The 22994-nt window shown below is 63.1% G+C and carries 17 protein-coding genes and 1 pseudogene; 9 read left to right on the top strand and 9 right to left on the bottom strand.

Annotated elements, in window-relative coordinates:
- Nucleotides 1-212 precede the first annotated feature (212 nt).
- From KY495_RS03650 to tal, 6 genes and pseudogenes are all read right to left on the bottom strand, one after another.
- Nucleotides 213-491 (bottom strand): annotated as a pseudogene (locus KY495_RS03650) (hypothetical protein); the annotation flags it as partial.
- A 157-nt stretch (nt 492-648) separates the two neighbouring features.
- Entirely contained in the window at nt 649-1617 is a 969-nt protein-coding gene (locus KY495_RS03645; protein ID WP_219882400.1) for an ABC transporter permease, read from the bottom strand.
- Entirely contained in the window at nt 1610-2701 is a 1092-nt protein-coding gene (locus KY495_RS03640) for an ABC transporter permease (RefSeq protein WP_219882399.1), read from the bottom strand. The genes KY495_RS03645 and KY495_RS03640 overlap by 8 nt, the downstream gene beginning before the upstream one ends.
- Nucleotides 2698-4227 carry an ABC transporter ATP-binding protein gene (locus KY495_RS03635; protein ID WP_219882398.1) on the bottom strand — a complete coding sequence of 510 codons (1530 nt, stop codon included), beginning with the start codon at nt 4225-4227 and terminating at the stop codon, nt 2698-2700. Before KY495_RS03635 ends, KY495_RS03640 begins: the two co-directional genes overlap by 4 nt.
- Nucleotides 4228-4303: 76 nt before the next feature.
- Nucleotides 4304-5299, bottom strand: a complete 996-nt coding sequence (locus tag KY495_RS03630) for a BMP family protein (RefSeq protein ID WP_219882397.1) — start codon at nt 5297-5299, stop codon at nt 4304-4306.
- 82 nt (nt 5300-5381) lie between these two features.
- Nucleotides 5382-6464 (bottom strand): transaldolase, encoded by a 1083-nt coding sequence (gene tal, locus KY495_RS03625; RefSeq protein ID WP_229518490.1) that lies wholly within the window; start codon nt 6462-6464, stop codon nt 5382-5384.
- A 355-nt stretch (nt 6465-6819) separates the two neighbouring features.
- Between tal and KY495_RS03620 the strand changes: the two genes are divergently transcribed.
- Nucleotides 6820-9123 (top strand): TonB-dependent receptor, encoded by a 2304-nt coding sequence (locus KY495_RS03620; protein WP_219882396.1) that lies wholly within the window; start codon nt 6820-6822, stop codon nt 9121-9123.
- An 85-nt stretch (nt 9124-9208) separates the two neighbouring features.
- Complete coding sequence (locus KY495_RS03615; RefSeq protein WP_219882395.1) at nt 9209-11053, top strand: energy transducer TonB; 1845 nt, start codon at nt 9209-9211, stop codon at nt 11051-11053.
- Between the two features lie 51 nt (nt 11054-11104).
- On the opposite strand, the gene KY495_RS03610 is transcribed toward KY495_RS03615, so the two are convergent.
- Genes KY495_RS03610 through KY495_RS03600 form a run of 3 tightly spaced genes read right to left on the bottom strand, consistent with a single transcriptional unit; the run spans nt 11105 to nt 14093 of the window.
- Nucleotides 11105-12007: a LysR family transcriptional regulator gene (locus KY495_RS03610; protein WP_219882394.1), complete on the bottom strand. Its 903-nt coding sequence runs from the start codon at nt 12005-12007 to the stop codon at nt 11105-11107.
- A gap of 9 nt (nt 12008-12016) precedes the next feature.
- Complete coding sequence (locus KY495_RS03605; RefSeq protein ID WP_219882393.1) at nt 12017-12946, bottom strand: pseudouridine-5'-phosphate glycosidase; 930 nt, start codon at nt 12944-12946, stop codon at nt 12017-12019.
- Nucleotide 12947: 1 nt separating this feature from the next.
- The gene (locus KY495_RS03600; protein ID WP_219882392.1) at nt 12948-14093 is read right to left on the bottom strand and encodes a carbohydrate kinase family protein; all 1146 of its coding nucleotides are present in this window, start codon (nt 14091-14093) and stop codon (nt 12948-12950) included.
- A 312-nt stretch (nt 14094-14405) separates the two neighbouring features.
- On the opposite strand from KY495_RS03600, the gene xapA reads away from it, so the two are divergent.
- From xapA to KY495_RS03565, 7 genes are read left to right on the top strand one after another with little or no spacing between them, the layout of a single operon-like run.
- Entirely contained in the window at nt 14406-15248 is an 843-nt protein-coding gene (xapA, locus tag KY495_RS03595) for a xanthosine phosphorylase (RefSeq protein WP_219882391.1), read from the top strand.
- A 27-nt stretch (nt 15249-15275) separates the two neighbouring features.
- A complete protein-coding gene (locus tag KY495_RS03590) occupies nt 15276-16469 on the top strand; it encodes a phosphopentomutase (RefSeq protein ID WP_219882390.1) in 1194 nt (397 codons plus the stop codon).
- Nucleotides 16466-17434 carry a deoxyribose-phosphate aldolase gene (gene deoC, locus KY495_RS03585; RefSeq protein ID WP_219882389.1) on the top strand — a complete coding sequence of 323 codons (969 nt, stop codon included), beginning with the start codon at nt 16466-16468 and terminating at the stop codon, nt 17432-17434. The genes KY495_RS03590 and deoC overlap by 4 nt, the downstream gene beginning before the upstream one ends.
- Nucleotides 17435-17449: 15 nt before the next feature.
- Complete coding sequence (locus tag KY495_RS03580; RefSeq protein ID WP_374040987.1) at nt 17450-19828, top strand: aldehyde dehydrogenase family protein; 2379 nt, start codon at nt 17450-17452, stop codon at nt 19826-19828.
- 19 nt (nt 19829-19847) lie between these two features.
- Nucleotides 19848-21170: a thymidine phosphorylase gene (deoA, locus tag KY495_RS03575; RefSeq protein ID WP_219882388.1), complete on the top strand. Its 1323-nt coding sequence runs from the start codon at nt 19848-19850 to the stop codon at nt 21168-21170.
- Nucleotides 21171-21186: 16 nt separating this feature from the next.
- Entirely contained in the window at nt 21187-21591 is a 405-nt protein-coding gene (locus KY495_RS03570) for a cytidine deaminase (RefSeq protein ID WP_219882387.1), read from the top strand.
- Nucleotides 21592-22809, top strand: a complete 1218-nt coding sequence (locus tag KY495_RS03565) for a nucleoside deaminase (protein ID WP_229518489.1) — start codon at nt 21592-21594, stop codon at nt 22807-22809.
- Nucleotides 22810-22994 lie beyond the last annotated feature (185 nt).

Genomic DNA, 22994 nt, shown 5'->3' with positions numbered 1-22994 from the left:
GGCGTGGGAGAGGAGGGCAACGAAGGCGCTAACGATGATTGTTGCCGGCGCTTATGAACGGGTAAAGGCTTTCTGGGCGACGGGCTTCCCAATCCGCCGGCACGGCCAGAGCACACTTCCTTGAACCAGCCGCTGCGCTATGCGAACGGATGGACCGTGTCCGCGAAAAATCTGATTCTGGTGGGGGCTGCAGAGCTTGTTTTTCCGGTGGATTAGCAGGTGGGTGGCCCGATGTGTGCGGCGAGGAATGCAGCTACCCGCTGCTCGAGCACGCGCGAGTGCTCGTGGAAATCGACATGGGCAGCCCCTGCCACGATCCACAGTGACTTGTGTGCATGGGCCACGGCATGCATGCGCCGCGTTTCAGCCTCGCTGGTGTGGCGGTCCTGTGCCCCGCCCACGATCAGCACCGGACATACCATAGGCGGCAGTGCGTCCCGCTGCCGCTGCCGCTGCCGCGCGCGACCCAGCCGGCCACGTGGCCACCCGCTGCAGGAATACGAACCGCCCTTGCAAACAGTTCGGGAGGAGGTTCGCCCACCCGGCGCTGGACCGGGGAGCTGAGATACTCGCCCGCGCTAAAAATGACAACGCAGGCGAGCAGGGTGAGCGCGGCGAAGGCAGCAAGTGCTCCCTTCGCCCTTTTGTTCATCGCGATTTGACGAACGGTGTACCGAGCGCCTTCGGTGCAACCGACTTGGCCATCAGGCCAGCCAGCACGATCACGGTCACGACATACGGGATCATCTGGATCAGCGAGCCGGGAATGCGGCCCACTACCGGCAGGTCCACGCCTTCAATCTGGATCTGCACGGCGCTGAAAAAGCCGAACATGATGCAGCCGAGCGCCGTGTAAATGGGGCGCCAGTTACCGAAGACCATGGCGGTCAGGGCGAGGTAGCCCGCGCCGGCCGTCATGTCGCGCAGGAAGAAGCCGCTCTGCACGATGGAGATGTAGGCCCCCGAGAAAGAACAGAGGATACCGGCGATCAGCATGGCGGCGTAGCGGGTACGCTGCACGCTCACGCCCGCGGCATCGGCCGCATGCGGATTGTCACCGCAGGCGCGCAGGCGCAGGCCGAAGCTGCTGTGATACAGCAGCCAGTGGACGAAGGGGATCAGCAGGAAGGCAGCGTACACCAGCGCCGTGTGCCCACCCAATACCTGGCCATAGAACCAGCCCAGGAACGGCACGTCAGCCAGCGCTGCGGTGCCCGGCAAGACAATGTCGAACAGGCGTGCGTCGCCCAGGTTCGGGGTCTGGCCGCCCTGCTGGAAGAAGTACTGCGCCAGCACGAAGGTCAGCCCGCTCATGGCGATGTTGATCGCAATGCCGCCCACCAGCTGGTTGCCCTTCTGGGTGATGCTGACAAAGCCCTGGATCAGGGCCAGCACCGATGACGCAAACACGCCGGCAAGGATGCCGAGCCAGGGATTCTGGAACGTAAAGGCGACTGCCGCCGAGACAAAGGCGCTGGCCAGCATCTTGCCCTCGAGCGCCAGGTCGATCACGCCGCTGCGCTCTGCGAACAGGCCGGCCATGGCCGCGAAAATGAGGACCGGGGCATTGCGGATGGTGGAGACGACGATTGCGCCAAGCTGGATTTCTTCAAACATGTTTGGCTCCTCGTACGGTGTTGATCATCTTGAGCAGGGCCGGGCCATACAGGTTTTCCATCGCGCCGCAGAACAGAATGATCAGGCCCTGGATGAAGATGAAGGTCTCGGCCGGGATATTCGGCTTCTGGAACGACAGCTCGCCGCCACCCTGGATCAGAGCCCCGAACAGCACGGCCGACAGGAAAATGCCGACCGGGTGCTGGCGCCCCATGAGCGCAATCGCAATGCCGACAAAGCCGGCACCGGCGGGGAAGTTGAGCGACAGGTAGTGGGTCGAACCCATGATGGAGTTGACCGCCGCAAGACCGGCCAGCGCGCCGGAGATCAGCATGGCGACAATGATCATGCGGTTGATCGAGACACCGGCGTAGTGGGCGGCGTGGGGATTCAAGCCCGTGGCGCGCAGCTTGTAGCCCCAGGGCGAGCGCCAGACGGTCACGCCATAGACGGCCAGTGCGGCAATCGCGAGCAGGAAGGACAGGTTGAGCGGGGCGTCGGCAAAGCGTTCGATCCACTCGCCGATGCGCGGCATGGCGCCGGCTTCGGCAAACGAGCGGCTCGAGGGATTCTGCTCGCCTTCGGGAATCAGGTACTTGACGATCACGAAGTTCATCAGGCTAGCGGCGATGAAGTTGAACATGATGGTGGTGACCACGATGTGGCTGCCGCGCTTGGCCTGCAGGTAGCCCGGCAGCCAGGCCCACAGGGCGCCGAACAGGGCGCTCGAGAGCATCGCCAGCGGAATGAGGATGATCGCCGGCATGGTGGCGTCAAGCGTGAGCATGGCAATCGTCAGCCCCAGTCCGCCGATGTACATCTGGCCTTCGGAGCCGATGTTGAAAAGGCCCGCCTTCATGGCGATCGACACCGACAGGCCGGTGAAGATGAAGGTGGTGGCGTAGAACAGGGTGTAGCCGAGCGAATCGAGGTTGAGCGAATTTTCGATCAGGATGGAGAGCGACTCGGTGGGGCTTTCGCCCAGCAGCTTGATCACCAGTGCTGCCACCAGCAGGGCGGTAAACAGGTTCAGGAGCGGCATGACGACGGCCGTCGCCCAGCGTGGAAGTTCTGTCGTTTTCATGATTTGTGCATCCCGCCCATCAGCAAGCCGATGCGAGTAGTATCGAATTCGTCAATCTTGAGTTCACCGGTAATACGCCCGCCCGACATGACGATGATGCGGTCGGCCAGGGCGCGCACTTCTTCGAGCTCCACTGACACCAGCAAAATCGCCACGCCTTCGTCGCGCATGCGCAGCAGTTGGGTGTGGATGCTTTCGATGGTGCCGATGTCGACCCCGCGCGTGGGCTGACCCACCAGCATGAGCTTGGGCGCGGCCAGCACTTCGCGCGCGATCACGACCTTTTGCTGGTTGCCGCCCGAGAGCAAGCCAATGCGCAGGTCCGGATTATTCGGTCGCACGTCGAAGGTGCGCAGCAGGTCGGCGCAGCGCGCGGCGATGGCCTTGAAGTCAAACAGGCCCCAGCGGTTCTTGACCCGGTCCTGGTAGCCGAATACGGTGTTTTGCATGACCGAGAAATCCTTGATCACGCCGTCGCGCAGGCGGTCTTCCGGCACGTGGCCGATGCCCAGGTTGCGGAAGGTGGCCGGCAGGCCGTCGGCGTCGCCGCGGCGCCCGAACGGCAGCGCCTTGCCCAGGAAGTTGATGGTGCCGCTGGTGGGCATGCGCATACCGGACAGGATCTCCAGCAGCTCGCTCTGGCCATTGCCTGACACGCCCGCAATGGCGACGATTTCGCCGGCGCGCAGCGTGAAGCCGATATCGGCCAGCAGGCGTACCTGCTGCTTGTCGGTCAGCTGCAGGTTGTGCACTTCCAGCACGGTGGCGCCGGGATTGTAGGGCTGGCGCGGCAGCTCGCTCTGGATCGGGCGGCCCACCATCATGTTGGCCAGTTCCTCCTTGGAGGTGGCACCCGTGTGCACGCCGCCAACCACGCGGCCACCACGCATCACCGTCACTTCATCGGTGATTTCCATGATCTCGCCAAGCTTGTGGGTGATGAGGATGATGGTTTTGCCCTGTTCCTTGAACAGCCGCAGGATCTCGAACAGCGATGCCGTCTCCTGCGCCGTGAGCACGGCTGTCGGCTCGTCAAGAATCAGGATGTTGGCGCTGCGGTAGATCTGCTTGAGGATTTCCACGCGCTGCTGGGCGCCCACCGACAGCGTGTCGATGCGCGCCAGCGGGTCGACATCGAGCCGGTAGCGGGTGCAGATCTCGCGCAGGCTCGCTTCGATGGCGTCGCGCGTGACGCCGAGCATGAAGCTGCCCTCGGAGCCCAGCATCACGTTATCGAGCACGGTCATGTTCTCGACCAGCATGAAGTGCTGGTGCACCATGCCGATGCCGCGTGAAATCGCTTCAAAGCTGCTGCGGATGGGCTGTACCTGGCCATCGAGCAGTACTTGCCCCGAATCGGCCTGGTAGTAGCCGTACAGGATGCTCATGAGGGTCGACTTGCCCGCGCCGTTCTCGCCAATCACGCCATGGATGGAACCCTTGGCAATGGAGAAGCTGACGTCGGCGTTCGCCTGCACGGCCCCGAAGGCCTTGCTTATGTTGCGAAATTCTACGGCTGGCTGCATATGGATCAGTGGTTAATTTCAAAAGCGCGCCGGGCCGGGAATCCGGCGCGGCGCGCTTTGGTAGAACGAGAAGGGATCAGACCGGGCAGGTGCTGTTCGTGCGGTAGTCGTGTACCTTGACTTTGCCGTTGATGATGTTGGACTTGGCTTCGTTGACACGCTTTTCCATCGCCGGCGTGACCAGCTTGCGGTTGTCCTTGTCCACCACCCAATCCACGCCGCCCTCCTTGAGGCCCTTGTAGACGACGCCCGGCTTCCAGGTGCCGTTCTTTTGCTGCATGAACGCTTCATAGATGGCGTTGTCCACGCGCTTGACCATGGAGGTCAGCACGAACCCCGGGTGGATGTAGTTCTGGTTGGAGTCCACACCGATGGCCAGCTTGCCTTTTTCCTTGGCCGTCTGCAGGGTGCCCATGCCGCTGCCGCCGGCAACGGCAAAGATCACGTCCACGCCGCGGTCAAACTGGGCGCGGGCCAGCTCGCCGCCCTTGGCCGGGTTGTTCCAGGCGGCGGCCGTGGTGCCCACCATGTTGCTGAAGGTTTCAATTTTCGGGTCGACCGATTTGGCGCCCTGGGCGTAACCGCAATTGAAGGTGCGGATCAGGGGAATGTCCATGCCGCCGACAAAGCCGACCTTTTTCGACTTCGATGCCAGCGCCGCAGCCACGCCTACCAGGTAGGAGCCTTCTTCTTCCTTGAACAGGACGGAATTGACGTTGTTGCCCTTGGCAATGGCGTCAATCAGCACGAAGCGGGTCTTGGGAAATTCCCGGGCCACCTTGGCCACGGCCTGGCTTTGCGAAAAGCCCACGGCGGCAATCAGGTCGGTCTTCTTGCGCGCCAGGCTGCGCAGCATCTGCTCGGCCTGGGTGTCGCTGGCTGCCTGTGCTTCGATATAGTCAATCTTGGTCTCCTTCTTGAAGCGCTCGGCGCCTTCAAAAGCGGATTGATTGAACGATTTGTCGAACTTTCCGCCCGCGTCGTACACGATCGCCAGCTTGGGATCGGCCGCTTGCGCGCTTGCGGCCACAAAGAGGGCGGCCATCGTGACACTGAGTTGCTTAAGTTTCATGTATTAACTCCTGGGAAGTTCGATATTGTACCCGGCACACTGGCTGCCATTGCAGCAAACGCGCTCGCGCGGCGTAAAACGGTCAATCCAGCAACGCCAGCAAGCTGGCATAGGCTTGTTCGAATTGTGTCAGTCCTTGGCGCAACAGGTCGTTACCAATTGTATCGAGTTCAATACCATGGCGGCTGAGTTGAGCGAGGGTGGCCTGGGCTTCCTCGACACCTTCGGCCAGCGATGGACGTGCTTCACCATGGTCGCGGAAGGCAAGCAGGGTGGCGTCGGGCACGGTATTGACGGTGCCGGCGCCGATCAGTTCTTCCACGTAGGTGACGTCGCGCATGGCCGGGTCCTTGGTGCCGGTGCTGGCCCACAGCAGCCACTGGGGCGTGGCGCCAAAGGCGGCAAAGACGGCGAAGCCGCTGTCGCCCAGGAAGTCGCGGTAAGCCAGGCGCGCGCTGGCAATGGCGGCCTTGCCCTTGAGCCCTTCGGCGCTGGGCGGGAGGAGGGCGGCCACGGCGGCATCGACCCGGCTGATGAACACACTGGCCACACTGGCAATACGCTGCACCGACAGTTTCGCTTCCAGGCGCCGGGCCAGGCCGCGGCGGTGGGCGGCGCGCACGGCAGCGAGCTGGCGTGGGCCAAAGATGAGGGTCACGTTAACGTTGATGCCGGCGAAGATCACTTCTTCCAGGGCAGCGATGCCGGCCTCGGTGGCCGGGATCTTGATCATGGCGTTGGGGCGGTCGATCGCTTGCCACAGGCGGCGCGCGGCGGCAACGGTGGCGGCGGCATCGTGCGCCAGGCGCGGCGACACTTCAAAACTGACAAAGCCGGCCTGACCGTCGCTGCCCTGGTACATCGGCAGGAACAGCTCGCAGGCGCGCTGCACATCAGGCAAGACCAGCGCTTCAAAGCGCGCTTCCGGGTCGGCATGGGTGCGCCGCAGGGCGGGCAGGGCGGCCTGGTAGGCAGCGTCGCTGCGGATCGCGTTAAAGAATATGGAGGGATTGGAGGTGACGCCCTGGATGCCGTCGTCGGCTATCCACGCAGCCAGCGCGCCGGAGGCGACCAGCTCATGGCTCAGGTTGTCGAGCCAGATCTGCTGGCCCAGTTCTGCCACCGCCTTGAGCCGGCTGGTGAAGGCGCTTGTTTCACTCATCATGTCCCTGCTTGTTTAACTTGCTCAGTTCTTGTCGTATTGTTGCAACATGCCCCGGGTGCATAAACAATTGTTTTTTGCTTTAAACAGGCCTGCCCGGAGGAGTCATGTGTCGGCTGCTGTGCACTGCACCTGCGTGCCTTGCCTGTATACACGACTTACTGCCGGTGGCTGATCGTAGAACTATGCACCACCGCCAATATGTATGGCAAATACAAATTTAGTTGAGCATTTATATTCTGAAAATATAAATCTAATCGTATTGACGTTGATTTTAGGCCCTGAATTTTCATGCTAGGATGCGACAACCTTTACCAATTGCTAAAGGGCACAGAACGCAACATGACCAGGACCATCCATGACCAACTTGACCCGCCGCTTTGCGACCCGCTCGCTCATCGCCATCGCCGTCGCCGGCGCCTTTCCCCTGCACGCTGCCGTGGCGCAGCAGGCACAGCCGGCTCAGGAAACGGCCAGCGGCCAGCTCGAAACCGTGATCGTGACGGCGCAGCGCCGCTCGGAAAACATCAAGGATGTGCCGATGGCCATCACCGCCCTCAAGGGTGAAAAGCTCGAGACGCTGACCGCCGGCGGCCAGGACATTCGCCTCCTGTCGGGCCGTGCGCCCAGCCTGGTGGTGGAATCAGACTATGGCCGCTCCTTTCCGCGCTTTTACATCCGCGGCCAGGGCAACACCGACTTCGACCTGAATGCATCCCAGCCGGTGGGCCTGGTGGTCGACGACATCGTGCAGGAAAGCCCGATGCTCAAGGGATTCCCGATTTTTGACGTGGACCAGGTCGAAGTGCTGCGCGGACCGCAGGGCACCCTGTTTGGCCGCAATTCGCCGGCCGGGGTGATCAAGTTCGATTCGGCCAAGCCCGTGATCGGCAAGACCGAGGGTTATTTCTCCCTCGGCTTTGGCAACGACACGGCCATCAATTTTGAAAGCGTGTACAACCTGCCGCTGTCCGAGACCATGGCCGCGCGCCTGTCGGTACAATCGCAAAACCGCGACGACCGCGTGACCAATACCCGTCCCAACGCGTTCACCAAGGAATTTGAAGGTTACAACGACAATGCCGGCCGCCTGCAGCTGCTGTACAAGCCGCACAGCCAGTTCTCGGCACTGTTCAATGTCCATGCGCGCGACATGAAGGGCAGCGCCATGCTGTTCCGCGCCAATATCCTGAAGCAGGGTACCAACGATCTGGTCGATAACTTCGACTACGATAGCTATTCGACCGATGGCGGCAATGAGCAGTGGCTCAAGTCCAAGGGTGCCAGCGCGCGCCTGCGCTGGGATCTGGACGGCATGACGGTGCACTCGATCACCGGCTACGAAACGGCCGATTTCTACAGCCGCGGCGACGTCGATGGCGGCTATGGCGCGGCGTACGCCCAGCCTTCCGGCCCCGGCCTGATTCCATTCGTGGTCGAAACCGCCGACCTGCTGCCAGACCATGGCCAGTTCACCCAGGAAGTAAGGGTGGAATCGAACAACAAGGGCCCGCTGCAGTGGATTGCCGGCCTGTTCTACTTTGACGAAAACATCCAGATCGACAGTATCGGTTTCGACTCCCTGGCGCCGGGCAATCCTCAATACGCCAATTTCTCGCGCCAGACCCAGGACTCCAAGGCCTACGCGGTTTTCGGCTCGGTCAACTACACCGTCACCGACCGCTTCAAGATGCGCGGCGGCCTGCGCTACACCAAGGACAAGAAGGATTTTGCGGCCTTCCGGATCGAGGACATCACCTACGGCCCGTTCCCCTTGAGCTCGAGCACCTCCAACGTCAGCGGTGACCTGAGCGGCACGTATGAGCTGGACCAGGATACCAACCTGTACGCCCGCGTCTCGACCGGCTACCGCGCCCCGTCCTTCCAGGGACGCCTGTTCGGACCGAATGACCGTCCATCGGATGCCGATGCCGAGAAAGCCGTGTCGTTCGAGGCCGGCATCAAGAAGGACTTGTTCAACCGCCGCGCGCGCCTGGCCATTTCCGCCTTCAAGTACACCGTCAATGACAAGCAGCTGACGGCAGGATCGGGCACCATCAACATGAATGAACTGGTCAACGCCGACAAGGTGACCGGCCAGGGCGTTGAGATTGATTTGCAGGCCAACCTGGGCGACGCCTGGCGCCTGACCGTGGGCGGCAGCTACAACGACACCGAAATCAAGGATGCGCGCCTGTTCGTACAGACTTGCGGCAATTTCGCCAATACCGGTGGCACCGCGACCACGCCGGCAGCAGCTGGCTGCACCGTGACCGGCTCGGGCAACCAGATCCTGCCCGGCTCGAATACCCGGGTTCAGTACCTGAACGGCAATCCGCTGCCGCGTGCGCCTGAGTGGCAGGGCAATTTCACGCTGCGCTATCGCATGGACATTGGCAATGGCGAAGCGTATGCGCTGACCGACTGGGCGTATCGCAGCAGCTACAACATGTTCCTGTACCAGGCTGCCGAGTACAAGGCAAAGTCGCTGCTCGAAGGCGGCTTGCGCGTGGGCTACAAGTGGGATAACTATGAAGTGGCCGCGTATGCGCGCAACATCACCAACGAGATCCAGTCGGTGGCGGCGATTGACTTCAACAACCTGACCGGCATGGTCAACGAGCCGCGCTCCTACGGCGTGCAGCTCAAGGCGTCGTTCTAAGCACCGCCTCCTCCGCAAAGCCCCGTGCGCTGAAAAGGCACGGGGCATTTTTTTATTTGCAGCTTCTTCGCAAGCCTTCCGCCCCATGAACCGTACCATCCCGTCCTTGCTCAGTATCCTGGCGCTGTCCGCGCTGGCCCATGGCGTGGCCGCTGCCGCTGCCGTGAAAGGCGCGCCTGCCAAACCGGGCACCATCGATTTCTCGAATTGTCCGCGCCCGACTTACCCGATCGAAGCCCAGCGCAGGACGCAGGAGGGAACCGTGACGTTGGCCATGCTGCCCGGCGCGGACGGCACCGTCCTTGACAGCAAGGTAGCCGTGTCGAGTCTGTATCCGCGCCTGGATCAGGCCGCACTGGAGGCGCTGTCGCGCTGCAAGATCGCGCCGATGCGGGAGAATGGCAAACCAGTCAAAGCATGGGTGCAAGTCCAATACGTGTGGACGCTGGACAGCCCTCCCGGCTGGGCGCCGCCGCCAGGGCCACTGACCAAGGCCCCTGAACGGCTGCGCGACTACCTGGCCAAGGCCAGGCTGGCGGACGCCATTGCCGATCCGCTCCAGCGCTGCCTCGCCTTTCCGGATCACCCGGATAGTAAGGCCGCGCCAGAGGTGGTCAAAGCTTACTGCCATTACAAATTTGAACCGTCAATCTCCCTGGCGACAGTGCAGGAGCACCTGGACACGGGGACACTGGACAAACTCGAACAACTGTTCAGACGCAACCTGGAACGCCATTTTTCCAGCAAGGACTTCAGCGAAGTCATTCATCGTGACCTGGGCGCTTTCGACGGCGGTGCACAGGCTGGCCGCATTGCCGCCCAATGGCTGGCCAGGGCGCCAGATAGTGCCTTTGCGCTCGCCGCCAGCGGTATTCATACCGTGCAACGCGCAAGCGATGCGCGCGGGTTCGACACGATCGACAACACTAAGGCGGAAAACTATCGGCAAATGGTGGAGCTGGTTGGACAATCTTATGTCCTGCTGCGCCGCGCGCTTGAGCTGGAGCCGCGCATGATGCCCGCGCATGCGGCCATGCTGCTCGGCGCCAGGATGAGCAGTGATGCGTGGGTTGAAAAAGAAATCATCCTCAGCGCACAGCTTGCGGATGCGGGATGTTTCGATGTGGCGGGGCAGGTGTCGGTGGGTTTGAAACCGCGCTGGAGCGGAAGCCATGACGCGATGCGCGAGCATGCAAGCCAGTTGCAGCTCCTGTCCGGGGCGCGACCTCTCTTGATCAGCATGAAGGCACGCGCCGCCGAGGATAAAATTGACTATCCAAATAGCGATAAACAGTATGCGGACACGATTGCCCTCCTGAAGCCCTACGCGCTGGAATTTCCCTCTACCCGGGTCCTCGCTCCGCTCACCAACGCCATGGTCTATCTGCCGGCCGACCGCTGGGAGACCCTGGCCACTTCCCTGACGCTGTCACGCTTTGAGCCAGTCAGTGAGCACGCCACGCGTGAACGGGCGCGCATCCTGCTCAATATCGGCGAGGCGGTCTGGGCCGCGCGGATGCTGGAAAATGCGGCAAAAGCGTATCCCGGCGACGTGCATCTTCCCATCCTGCTGGGGCGCGCATTGTATGAAACGCAGGAGTTGGAGCAGGCCATGCCCTTTTTCGAAAAAGCGCTGGCAGCCGGCCAGCATGCGCAATTTGCCCAGCACCGGCTCATGATGATCAGCATACGTACCAAGGCGCCGCAGGCCGAAGCCCAAACCCTGGCCTATGTCACGAAATACCCGGATGATGCCTACGCCTGGCTGGACCGCGGCCAGTTGCTCGACTGGCTCGGCAAGCGGGCCGAGGCCGACGCGTCCTTTCTTAAGTTCCGGGAGCTGGCCGAAAAGAAGGTCGACCTGGCACCGATGAAGGCCGCGCTGGACAAGTATCTACAGGGACCAAGGGCGGCAGATCCGACCCGATAGCGGCACCCAGGCCCGCACGCGCAGGCACTGCGCTGGCCTGGCGGTCCGGGGTCAGGCCTCGGGTGGATTGAGGATGTTGAGGAAAGCGCGCACCACCGGCGCATCATCCAGTGTTGTGTAAGTAATATACAGATTGGCCGACGGCGGATTGGTCTTGATCGGCAAAAAGATCACGCCCGGCCAGCCGATGCGGCTGGTGGTCTCGGGCATGAGCGCCACGCCCAGGCCCGCACCCACCATGGCCAGCAGCGTTTGCGGCTCGGACGCTTCCTGGAAAATCGCCGGCTGAAAGCCCGCCTTGACGCAGCACTGGATCAGGTAGCGCGGGAAGGCCGATTTGTCGAGCGCCAGCGTGAGCATCGGTTCGTCGCGAATGTCGGTCAGCTCGATGTGGGGCAGGGTGGCCAGCGGGTGATGCTCGTTGACGGCCACGCACACGTTCTCGCGAAAGCACAATTCCTGGCGCAGGTGGTCGTTGCGCAGGTCATCTTCGTCAAGCTTCGGCTCGCGCCAGAAGCCCACGTCGATCTGCTTGGCGCGCAGGGCGTCGTACTGCACGTTGGGACCCGACTCGTGCAGCGTCCAGGTCACGCGCGGATACTTGGTCTGGAATTCTTCGAGCAGGCTGGGAATCGGGCCCCACATGGCCGAACCCACGATGCCCACCCGCAGCCGCCCCACTTCGCCGCGGTCGATCTGGCGGATGGTATCAATCGTCATGCGCATCTTGGCCAGCAGGTCCGATGCCTCGCCCATGAGCGCCTTGCCCGCCACCGTCAGCTCGAAGGTGCGCGTGGTGCGGGCGAACAGGCGCACGCCCAACTCGCTTTCCAGCTTCATGATCTGCTGCGACAGGGGAGGCTGCGAGATGTGCAGCCGTTCGGCGGCGCGGCTGAAGCTTTTTTCTTCAGCCACGGCCAGGAAGTACTTGAGCTGCTTCAGGTCGATCGACATGGCACTGCCTTACAGAGGTTTGAGGCCCGGCAGGTCGCGCATGGCCACCGCCAGCTGGGCGCCGACCAGGGCATTGTGCTTGACCAGGGCGATGTTTGTCGCAAGGCTGCGGCCTTGCGTCAGTTCCTTGATGCGCGAGAGCAGAAATGGTGTCACGGCCTTGCCGGTCACGCCGCGCTGGTCCGCTTCCATCAAGGCCTGGTCGGTGATGCGGTCGATTTCTTCCTTTTGCATGGCAAACGCCTCGGGCACCGGATTGGCCACCACCACGCCGCCGTGCAGCCCCAGCTGCCACTTGGTCTGGATGAAGGAAGCCTGTTCAATCGCACTGTCGAACTGGAAGTCGGCCGCAAAGCCGCTGTCGCGCGTGAAGAACGCGGGGAAGGCCTGCTGGCCGACGGACACCACCGGTACGCCGTAGGTTTCCAGGTATTCCAGCGTCAGGCCAATGTCGAGAATCGACTTGACGCCCGCGCATACCACGGCCACGTCGGTGCGGGCCAATTCCTGCAGGTCGGCCGAAATGTCGAAGCTCGTTTCCGCACCGCGGTGGACGCCGCCGATGCCGCCGGTGACAAACACCTCGATGCCCGCCAGCTGGGCGCAGATCATGGTCGCGGCCACGGTGGTGGCGCCCAGGCGCCGCGTAGCCAGCACGAAGGGCAGATCGCGGCGGCTCACTTTCATGGCGTCGGGGGAGGTGCCGAGCAGTTCCAGCTGTTCTGGGGCCAGGCCGATGCAGATCTTGCCATCGATGATGGCGATGGTGGCCGGCACGGCACCGGCATCGCGGATGATCTGTTCGACTTCCTGCGCCATCTGCACATTCTGCGGATACGGCATGCCGTGCGAGATGATGGTCGACTCCAGGGCGACCACTGGTTTGCCGGCCGAGCGGGCGGCGGCCACTTCCGGGGAAAACTTGAGGAACTGTTGCATGTCAATCCTGATAGAGGGCGTTAAAGGCCTGCGGGCTCGCAGGGACGCTGTCAAAGTTATGGATGTCGGACAGGATGTCGGCGCTCAGGTAGGGGCAAACGGTTTCTTCGCATTCGAGTGTCATGGCCGACAGGCGCAGACCGCGGCGGCAGGCCAGCAGCAGGTCGTCGCTGCCGTGGAACATGGACCAGCACACGGCGGCGGCAAAGGCGTCGCCGGCGCCGGTAACGTCCACGATGTGGGCATCGGGCGCGTCCAGGTGGGCAATGCCCTGGGCGGTGGTGTAGATCACGCCGGTGCCACCGCGCGTCACGATCACGTCCTTGGCCCCTTGCAGCTGCACGGTGCGGCATGCGGCCAGCAGGTCGGCTTCGGTCTTGAGCTGCCTGCCCACCCGCGTTTCCAGCTCGCCCTGGTTCAGGATCAGGAGGCGCAGGCCGTGCAGGTCTTCCGGCAGGTGGCTCATCTTGGGCTGCGATACCGCCACGATCACCAGCGCAATGGCATCACGCGCGGCGTCTTCCAGCAGCAGCTTGAGCGTCTCGCGCGGCAGGTTCATGTCGGCCACGGTAAGGGCGGCCGATGCCCGCTGCGGCTGGCGGGTGGACAGAAATTCCGGCGTGAGGGCGTCGTACAGTGCCATGTCGGCCAGGGCCAGCATCATCTCGCCATGGTCGTCCAGTACCGCGGTGTAGGTGCCGGTGCACACTCCCTGCAGCTTGAGCGTGGCGCGGGTGTCGATGCCCACGCCTTCGGCATGCTGGAGCAGGGCCTGGCCGGACGAGTCGTCGCCGATGACCGTGATCAGGGACACGGGCGTGGACAGGCGGGCCAGGTTTTCCGCGATGTTGCGCGCCACGCCGCCAAATGATTCGTCCTGGCGTGCGGGATTGGAGGTGCCCATGCGCAGCGTGCTCGTGGAGCGCAGCTTGCGGTCCAGGTTGGCGCCACCCAGGCAGACGATGGGGCGATTGTCCGGCAGCACATAGGCGCGCCCGAGCAGGCGTCGGTCGCGGATCAAGCCGGCAATGTAGCCGGCGACGGCCGAGCGTGACAGCCGCAGTTGCACGGCAAGATCCTGCTGAGAAATGAAGGGATTTGCGCGTATGAGCTCGTACAACTGGTCTTTTTTGGAAATTTCGTTCACGATCGGCAATCAATTAAACAATTGTCTGCGATGGTAGACACATGTTTTGATTCTGTCAATCAATGAATGTGTAACAGCTCTCTGATCGAGGCGTTGGCGATGCCCTGCGCCAACAGTTTTACCTGGTATTTATATGTGAGGCCTATAAATCAGCAAGAAAAATGGTATTTGCCATACATATCGACCCTCATGCATAGTTATAATACTTAAGTAGTGACAGCAAATACAGCGATCAATTTTCATGTGGCAACCCATCAGTGGGTCAGCGCTGTCCGCCGTCACCTCACCACGCGAACCAGACAAGGAACCCTCATGCTGAACAACACCCCATTTGAAGCCGCCGACATCATCCGTACCCGCAAGCCCGGATTTGCTCCGCGTGTGGCGCTGATCCTCGGTTCCGGGCTGGGCGTGCTGGCCGAGCAGATGGAAAATGCGGTGTCGATCGGCTTTGACGAACTGCCGGGCTTCCCGATCAGCACCGTGCATGGCCATGCCGGTCAGCTGGTCCTGGGCACGCTCGCCGGCGTGGATGTGGTGTGCCTGAAGGGCCGTGGTCACTTCTATGAAGGTTACGGGATGGGAGTCATGACCAGCGCCGTGCGCACGATCAAGCTGCTCGGCTGCGAGATGCTGTTCGTGACCAATGCGGCCGGTTCGCTGCGTCCCGAAGTGGACGCCGGCAGCCTGGTGGCACTGACTGACCATATCAACTGGCTGCCCGGTACGCCCATGATCGGCCCCAATGACGACCGTTTCGGCCCGCGCTTCTTCAGCATGGCCAATGCCTACGACAGCGACATCCGCGAACTGGTCAAGGCCACCGCCGCCGACAAGCAAATCAAGCTGCACGAGGGTGTGTTCATCGCCTACCCGGGCCCCAACTTTGAAACCGCCGCCGAAATCCGCGCCATGGCGCGCCTGGGTGCAGACGTGGTCGGCATGTCGGTGGTGCCGGAAGTCGTGTCGGCACGCCACTGCGGCCTGAAAGTGACCGGCGTCTCGGTCATCACCAACCTGGCCGAAGGCCTGTCGCCATTCCCGCTGTCGCACGAGCAGACTTTGAAGTACGCCGCCATCGGTGCCAAGGACCTGGTCACCCTGATCCTGGCCTTCCTGGAGCGCGTCGCTGCAACCCCGCGCGCGGCACAATAATCGTTCACCCTTTTTAGCGAGCCGACCATGTCACGCGCCTTTATTTTGCTGCTCGATTCCTTTGGCCTGGGCGCCACGCCCGATGCCGACAAATACGGCGACGCCGGTGCCAACACATTTGGCCACATTGCCAGCTGGGCCGCTGCCGAAGGCAAGCCGATGGCGCTGCCGAATCTTGAAAAACTGGGCCTGGCAGCTGCTGCCCAACTGGCCTGCGGCCAGTGGGCCGAAGGCTTCGCCATGCGCGACGGCTTCACCGGAGCCTACGGCGCGGCGCGCGAGCGCTCCACCGGCAAGGACACCCAGAGCGGCCACTGGGAAATCGCCGGCGTGCCGGTGACGTTCGACTGGGGCTACTTCCCGCGCGAGACGCCATCGTTTCCGGCGGAGCTGACCGACAAGCTGCAGCAGCAGATGAACCTGGTGGGCTACCTGGGCAACTGCCACGCGTCGGGCACCGAAATCATCAACCGCCACGGCGACGAGCATGTCGCCACCGGCAAGATCATCGTCTACACCTCGGGCGACTCGGTCATGCAGATCGCCGCGCATGAAGAACACTTTGGCCTGGAGCGCCTGTACGCGGTGTGCGAGGCCGCATTTGAACTGGTCAAGCCATACAACATCGGCCGCGTGATCGCGCGCCCCTTCCTGGGCGAGAACGGCAACTACCGCCGCACCAGCAACCGCCACGACTACGCCGTGGCGCCACCTGCCAAGACCCTGCTCGACAACGTCAAGGATGCCGGTGGCGAGGTCATTGGCCTGGGCAAGATCAGCGACATCTTCGCCACCCAGGGCATTTCGCGCGTGGTCAAAGGTGCCGACAACATGGCACTGTTCGACGCACTGCTCAAGGTGACGGAAGAAGCAGGCGACAAGTCGCTCACCTTCGTCAACTTCGTGGACTTTGACCAGGCCTTCGGCCACCGCCGCGACATTGCCGGCTATTCCAACGCCTTGCACGAGATGGACCGCAGACTGCCGGAATTCATGGCCAGGCTCAAGGAAGGCGACCTGGTGGTGATCACCGCCGACCATGGCTGCGACCCGAGCTGGCCGGGGTCCGACCACACGCGCGAACACATCCCGATGATTTTCTTCGGCCCTGGCGTCGCACCGCGCGCGCTGCCGATTTCCGAAACCTTCTCCGATATTGGCGCCACCCTGGCCAGGCACCTCGGGGTCGCACCAACTTTACATGGAACCGCTCTGTTATGACCCACGATACCGGCTCACACACTGGCTTCAAGCGCAATGAGGCCGTTGGCCTCGACCTCGGCTGGGTCAACCAGATCAAGGTCAACCGCAACGCCGCCGACCGCCGCGCCGCCAGTCTGGCCAACCGCCGCACGGTCAAGAAGGAATACCAGGCCGCGTGGCTGATCAAGGCGCTGCAGTGCATCGACTTGACCACGCTCGGCGGCGACGATACGCCCGGCCGCGTCGAGCGCCTGTGCATGAAGGCGATGCGCCCGCTGCGCACCGATCTGATGGAAGCGCTCGGTGTCACGGGCCTGACCACCGGTGCCGTGTGCGTGTACCACGAGATGATCGCGCCAGCGGCGAGGATACTGAATGGCCGCCTGCCGATTGCAGCGGTCTCCACGGCCTTCCCTGCGGGACTGGCCAGCATGGAAACCAAGGTGCGCGAGATCGAATTGTCGGTAGCTGCCGGCGCCACCGAGATTGATATCGTGATCACCCGCCAGCATGTCCTGACCGGCAACTGGCAGGCGCTGTACGACGAAATGGTCGCCTACCGCCAGGCCTGCGGCGAAGCCCACGTCAAGGCCATCCTCGCCACGGGCGATCTGCTCACGCTGGAAAACGTGGCCAAGGCCTCGTGGGTGTGCATGATGGCCGGTTCCGATTTCATCAAGACTTCCACCGGCAAGGAAGGTGTGAATGCCACCATCCCCGTGGCCCTGACCATGGTGCGCACCATCCGCGAATACCACGAGCAGTATGGCTTCCAGGTGGGCTTCAAGCCGGCCGGCGGCGTGGCCACTGCCAAGAGCGCGCTGCAGTACCTGACCTTGATGAAGGAAGAGCTGGGCCGCGAATGGCTGGAGCCGCACCTGTTCCGCATTGGCGCATCGAGCCTGCTGACCGACATCGAACGCCAGCTCGAACACTACGTCACTGGCAACTACTCCGCGAACCACCGCCACGCGCAACCTTAAATTATCGGATTCGTCATGCCAACAATTAACGAGATTCTTCAGACTATGGATTACGGCCCCGCACCCGAGAGCACCAAGGAAGCGCAAACATGGCTGGACCAGCACGAGAGCCGCTTTGGCCTGTTCATCGACAATGCGTGGACCGCAGCGGCCGACACCTTTGCCTCGACCAATCCTGCCAATGGCAAGGAACTGGCGCAGATCACCCAGGCCAGCAGCGACGATGTGGACCGCGCCGTGGCAGCCGCGCGCCGCGCGCAGCCAGGCTGGGTGGCGCTGGGTGGCCATGGCCGCGCACGCGTCATGTATGCGCTGGCCCGCCTGCTGCAAAAGCATGCGCGCCTGTTCGCGGTCATTGAAACGCTCGACAACGGCAAGACCATCCGCGAGACGCGCGACGCCGACCTGCCGCTGGCCGCGCGCCACTTCTATCATCACGCCGGCTGGGCGCAGCTGCAGTCGGAAGAGTTCGCGGACTACCGCGCCGTGGGCGTGGTAGGACAGATCGTGCCCTGGAATTTTCCGCTGCTGATGCTGGCCTGGAAAATCGCGCCGGCACTGGCGGCCGGTAACACGGTGGTGTTCAAGCCGGCCGAATTCACCTCGCTCACCGCACTCCTGTTTGCCGAAATCTGCCAGCAGGCGGGCGTGCCGGCAGGCGTGGTCAATATCGTGACCGGCGACGGGCGCGTGGGCGAAGCCATCGTCAATCATCCGGGCATCGACAAGCTGGCCTTTACCGGCTCCACCGAAGTTGGCCGCATCATTCGCCAGGCTACCGCAGGCAGTGGCAAGAAGCTGTCGCTGGAACTCGGTGGCAAGTCGCCATTCATCGTGTTTGAAGACGCCGACCTTGACGCCGCGGTTGAAGGCCTGGTCGATTCGATCTGGTTCAACCAGGGCCAGGTATGCTGCGCCGGTTCGCGCCTGCTGGTGCAGGAATCGGTGGAGCAGCGCTTCTACGCCAAGCTGCGCGCGCGCATGGACAACCTGCGTGTGGGTTCGCCGCTGGACAAGTCGATGGATATCGGCGCCCTGGTCGACCCGGTGCAGCACCAGCGCATCCACGGCCTGGTGGAATCTGCCCGCGCCGAAGGCTGCACGATCTATCAGCCTGTCTGCGAGATGCCAACCAGTGGTTCGTGGTTCCCACCCACCCTCATTACCGGGGCCTCGACCTCGGCCGGCATCGCCCAGACCGAAATTTTCGGTCCGGTACTGGTGGCGATGAGCTTCCGCACCCCGGTGGAAGCGGTCCAGCTGGCCAACAATACCGTCTACGGCCTGGCCGCCTGCGTGTGGTCCGAGTCCATCAGCCTGGCGCTGGATGTCGCGCCCCAAATCAAGGCCGGCGTAGTGTGGATCAACACCGCCAACCAGTTCGACGCAGCCTGCGGCTTTGGCGGCTATCGCGAGTCCGGCTTTGGCCGTGAAGGCGGCAAGGAAGGCATGTATGAATACATGGTGGCGCTGGCCGAAGACGCGCGGCCCGCCGCACCTGTGGTGGAAGCCCAGGGCAAGGTCAGGCAGAGTGGTTCGGGCGACCTGTTCGCCATCGACCGCACCGCCAAGCTGTACATCGGCGGCAAGCAGGCCCGCCCCGACGGCGCCTACAGCCGCGCCATCCATGGCGCCGGCGGCGCCTTCATTGGCGAAGTGGGCGAAGGCAATCGCAAGGACATCCGCAATGCCGTGGAAGCGGCGCACAAGGCGTACGGCTGGGCCAAGGCCACGTCGCACAACCGCGCGCAGGTGCTGTATTACATCGCCGAAAATCTCGCCATTCGGGCCGAGGAATTTGCCAACCGCCTCGCTGCCATGACCGGCTCGAAAGATCCGCAGCGCGAAGTGCAAGCCTCGATCGAGCGCCTGTTCTACTACGCAGCGTGGGCCGACAAGTATGACGGCCTGGCACACCAGCCACCCATGCACGGCATTACCGTGGCGCTGAACGAGCCGGTCGGCGTGATCGGCATCATCTGCCCCAACGAAGCGCCCCTTCTGGGCTTTATTTCGCTGGTGGCGCCGGCCCTGGCACTGGGCAACCGGGTGGTGGCCGTGCCGTCGGAGGCATTTCCGCTGGCCGCCACGGACCTGTACCAGGTGCTCGACACCTCCGACCTGCCGGGCGGCGCGCTCAATATCGTCACCGGCAGCGCCGACGAACTGGCACGCACCCTGGCCTCGCACGCGGACGTAGACGCCGTATGGCGTCATGATGGTTCGCCTGATGGCTGCGCCGAAGTGGAACGCCTGTCGGCAGGTTCCCTCAAGCGCACCTGGGTGGGCGGCGGCAAGGGCCGCGACTGGTACGACACCAGGCAGGCCGGTGGCCGCGCGGTGCTGGCCCACGCCAGCCAGGTCAAGAACGTGTGGATTCCATACGGCGTATAAATAATATAAAAGGTATTTAATGTTTTTGAACCAGGAAATCGTCCGCAAGAAGCGTGACGGCGGCGTATTGAGCGCAGAAGAGATCCAGTTTTTTGTCCGTGGCATTACCGACGGCAGCGTCACCGAAGGGCAGATTGCGGCTCTGGCCATGGCGGTGTTCTTCAATGACATGAACATGGACGAACGCGTCGCGTTCACGCTGGCCATGCGCGATTCCGGCCAGGTCATGGAGTGGCGCTCGCTGAACCTGCCAGGCCCGGTGGTGGACAAGCATTCCACCGGCGGCGTGGGCGACGTGGTCTCGCTCATGCTCGGCCCCATGATTGCCGCCTGCGGCGGTTTTGTGCCGATGATTTCGGGCCGCGGCCTGGGCCACACCGGCGGCACCCTGGACAAATTCGATTCCATTCCCGGCTATTGCACGGTGCCCGATCCCGAACTGTTCCGCAAGGTTGTCAAGGATGTGGGCGTGGCCATCATTGGCCAGACCGCGCAGCTGGCGCCGTCGGACAAGCGGTTTTACAGCATCCGCGACACCACCGCGACGGTGGAATCGGTGGCCATGATTACCGGCTCCATCCTGTCCAAGAAGCTGTCGGCCGGCCTCGATGCGCTGGTCATGGACGTCAAGGTCGGTACCGGCGCCTTCATGCCGACGTTCGAGAAATCGGTGGAACTGGCCGAGAGCATCGTCACCGTGGGCAATGGTGCCGGCACCCGCACCTCTGCCTTGCTGACCGAGATGAACGAGTCGCTCGGTCCGGTGGCCGGCAACGCTCTGGAAGTGCGCCTGGCGATGGATTACCTGACCGGCCGCGCGCGGCCTGCGCGCCTGCACGAGGTGACGATGGCGCTGTGCGCCGAGATGCTGATCCTGGGCGGCCTGGCCGCAAACGAAGCCGAAGCGCGGACAAAGCTGCAGGCAGGCCTGGACTCCGGTGAAGCGGCAGAGCGCTTCTCGCGTATGGTGGCGGCGCTGGGCGGGCCGGCCGACCTGATTGAGCGTCCCGACGCCTACCTGGAACAGGCGCCGGTGACTGTGGCAGTTCCTGCGCTGCAGGGCGGCTTCATCGCAACGGTGGACACGCGCGGCCTGGGCCTGGCGGTGGTGAGCCTGGGTGGTGGCCGGCGCCGTCCGGAAGACGCAATCGACTTCGCGGTCGGCCTGAGCGCACTGGTGGAACTGGGTGACGCGATCACCGTGGGCCAGCCGCTGGCCATGGTGCATGCACGGACGCAGGCAGCGGCCGAACAGGCGGTGCGCGAAGTGCAGGCGGCTTACCATATTGGCGCCATCAAGCCGGCGGCCAATCCAGTCGTCTATCGTACAATCCGTCCTTGAATTTCCGGAGCCGCTCATGAAATACGAAAAACTGATCGCCGAAGCCTCGGCCGCGCGTGCGCTGGCCTATGTGCCGTACTCGAAGTTCCAGGTCGGGGCAGCACTGGAATGCAAGGATGGCCGCATCTTCCGCGGCTGTAACGTGGAAAACGCATCGTACGGCTTGTGCAACTGCGCCGAGCGCACCGCGTTCTTCTCGGCTATCGCGCATGGCTACAAGCCGGGCGACTTCAGTGCGCTGGCGGTCATCGGTGCTACCGACGGTCCCATCGCGCCGTGCGGCGCCTGCCGCCAGGTGATCGTGGAACTGGGTGGCGATGATCTGCCGGTTGTACTGACCAACCTGCAGGGCGACATTCTGGAAACGACGGCGGCCGGCCAGCTGCCGAATGCCTTCAATAGCCGGGATTTAAACAAGTAAGTGCTCAAACGCGCCATTGACGTACAGACGGCGGTCGCCATGGCCGCCAGCCAGGCCATCGCCGCCAGGACCCAGGGAACGTTCGGGGTCGGTGGCGTGCTGCTCGACCACCATGGCAACGTCCACAAGGCACTGCAAAATAATGTGATGTGCGGGGGGCTGGTGTTCGATCCCACTGCCCACGGCGAGCGCCAGCTGATCGACTGGTATTTTGCTGAACGCGCGCGTGGTGCCGACCTGCCACCGCCGCACGAGATGACAATCGTTACTTCGCTTGATCCGTGCGCCATGTGCGCGGGTGCGATCCTCGCCGCAGGCTTCAATGTGGTGGCCGGTGCCAACGATGCCACCGCCGGCATCAACCACGATGCGCGCTTCACTTTTACCAGCTTGCCGGAACCGTTGCGGCCAGTGGCGGCGGCGCGCTTCTTTTATCCGGCGGTGCTGGGGGCCTCGTGCTTCGCGCGCGAGGGATCGGGCCATGCACCGAGATCGTTCTTTATCGGTAAAACGATTTCGGAACCGACCCAGGCCCTGTGCGCGCTGGTCTTCGAGGCTACCAACGACAAGGTGAGGGCGCAGGTGAATGCCGACCTGCCGCGTGCCGTGCCGAAGGATCCCGCGACGCTGCCGCCCGGCCACCGCATCCTGCGTGCGCTCAAGATGCTGTATCTCGACGCGCTTGCATACCGCAGCAAGCCACTGCAGCCCGATGCTGGCCTGGCGCCCTATCTGCTGCGCGCCATGGAGCAGGACAGGGCGCAGGGGGGCGGTGGCGACGCGGTTGCCTTGCTCGACCCTTTTGGCAACCTGCTGCTGTGCGCCCCCGGACGGCTGGCGCAGTCTGCCATCTGCACGGCGTTCATGGAGTGCACTCGCCGCTACGCCCAGCTGCGCTATCGGCTGATGGAAGGTGCGAACGAAGAAGCCCAGCATGAAGTGCGCAACTACCTGGCGCATCCCCGGGAGGGTACATTCGTCTTCGCACGGGGGCCGGATGCATCCGCCCACAGCATCATGAATCTGGGCGCGTATGGTTCCACCATGGAGGGCCCGCTGCCCCCTTCCAATCCGCACCAGTTCCAGTACGTGCTGCCTTCGCTGCCGCAGGAGGAGCTGGACGCGCTGTGTGCTCACATGCCACCGCTGTACAGTGAAGCGATCCGCATTCGCGCCGTGCAGGTAGCCGATCAGGGTCTTGTCGCTGCGCTGTCATGAGCGCTGTTATTGCCTTGTCGCGAGCGGGCCCCTGCAGGCTTCGCCCGGCCGCCGGTCCTGCCGGACGTGGATGGTGCCAATCTCGGTGAACAGATCGGCGTCAATTTCACATGCGTCGTCTACTCCGTGCAAAGCAGGCTGGCGCTACTGAACAACCCGTCGAGCGTCATTCTCACCTCCATCGC

It is taken from the genome of Massilia sp. PAMC28688 (genome assembly GCF_019443445.1).
Classification (GTDB): Bacteria; Pseudomonadota; Gammaproteobacteria; order Burkholderiales; family Burkholderiaceae_D; genus Telluria_A.
The sequence above is the reverse complement of the archived record's forward strand: the minus strand, read 5'-3'. Positions and strand labels throughout refer to the sequence as shown.

Bases quoted from the DNA above. Each gene is read 5' to 3' on its own strand.
- tal (WP_229518490.1), bottom strand. From the start codon at position 6,464: ATGATGAGTGAAACAAGCGCCTTCACCAGCCGGCTCAAGGCGGTGGCA.
- deoC (WP_219882389.1), top strand. From the start codon at position 16,466: ATGACCCACGATACCGGCTCACACACTGGCTTCAAGCGCAATGAGGCC.
- KY495_RS03635 (WP_219882398.1), bottom strand. From the start codon at position 4,227: ATGCAGCCAGCCGTAGAATTTCGCAACATAAGCAAGGCCTTCGGGGCC.
- KY495_RS03630 (WP_219882397.1), bottom strand. From the start codon at position 5,299: ATGAAACTTAAGCAACTCAGTGTCACGATGGCCGCCCTCTTTGTGGCC.
- deoA (WP_219882388.1), top strand. From the start codon at position 19,848: ATGTTTTTGAACCAGGAAATCGTCCGCAAGAAGCGTGACGGCGGCGTA.
- KY495_RS03570 (WP_219882387.1), top strand. From the start codon at position 21,187: ATGAAATACGAAAAACTGATCGCCGAAGCCTCGGCCGCGCGTGCGCTG.
- KY495_RS03645 (WP_219882400.1), bottom strand. From the start codon at position 1,617: ATGTTTGAAGAAATCCAGCTTGGCGCAATCGTCGTCTCCACCATCCGC.
- KY495_RS03590 (WP_219882390.1), top strand. From the start codon at position 15,276: ATGTCACGCGCCTTTATTTTGCTGCTCGATTCCTTTGGCCTGGGCGCC.
- xapA (WP_219882391.1), top strand. From the start codon at position 14,406: ATGCTGAACAACACCCCATTTGAAGCCGCCGACATCATCCGTACCCGC.
- KY495_RS03610 (WP_219882394.1), bottom strand. From the start codon at position 12,007: ATGTCGATCGACCTGAAGCAGCTCAAGTACTTCCTGGCCGTGGCTGAA.
- KY495_RS03620 (WP_219882396.1), top strand. From the start codon at position 6,820: ATGACCAACTTGACCCGCCGCTTTGCGACCCGCTCGCTCATCGCCATC.
- KY495_RS03640 (WP_219882399.1), bottom strand. From the start codon at position 2,701: ATGAAAACGACAGAACTTCCACGCTGGGCGACGGCCGTCGTCATGCCG.
- KY495_RS03605 (WP_219882393.1), bottom strand. From the start codon at position 12,946: ATGCAACAGTTCCTCAAGTTTTCCCCGGAAGTGGCCGCCGCCCGCTCG.
- KY495_RS03580 (WP_374040987.1), top strand. From the start codon at position 17,450: ATGCCAACAATTAACGAGATTCTTCAGACTATGGATTACGGCCCCGCA.
- KY495_RS03615 (WP_219882395.1), top strand. From the start codon at position 9,209: ATGAACCGTACCATCCCGTCCTTGCTCAGTATCCTGGCGCTGTCCGCG.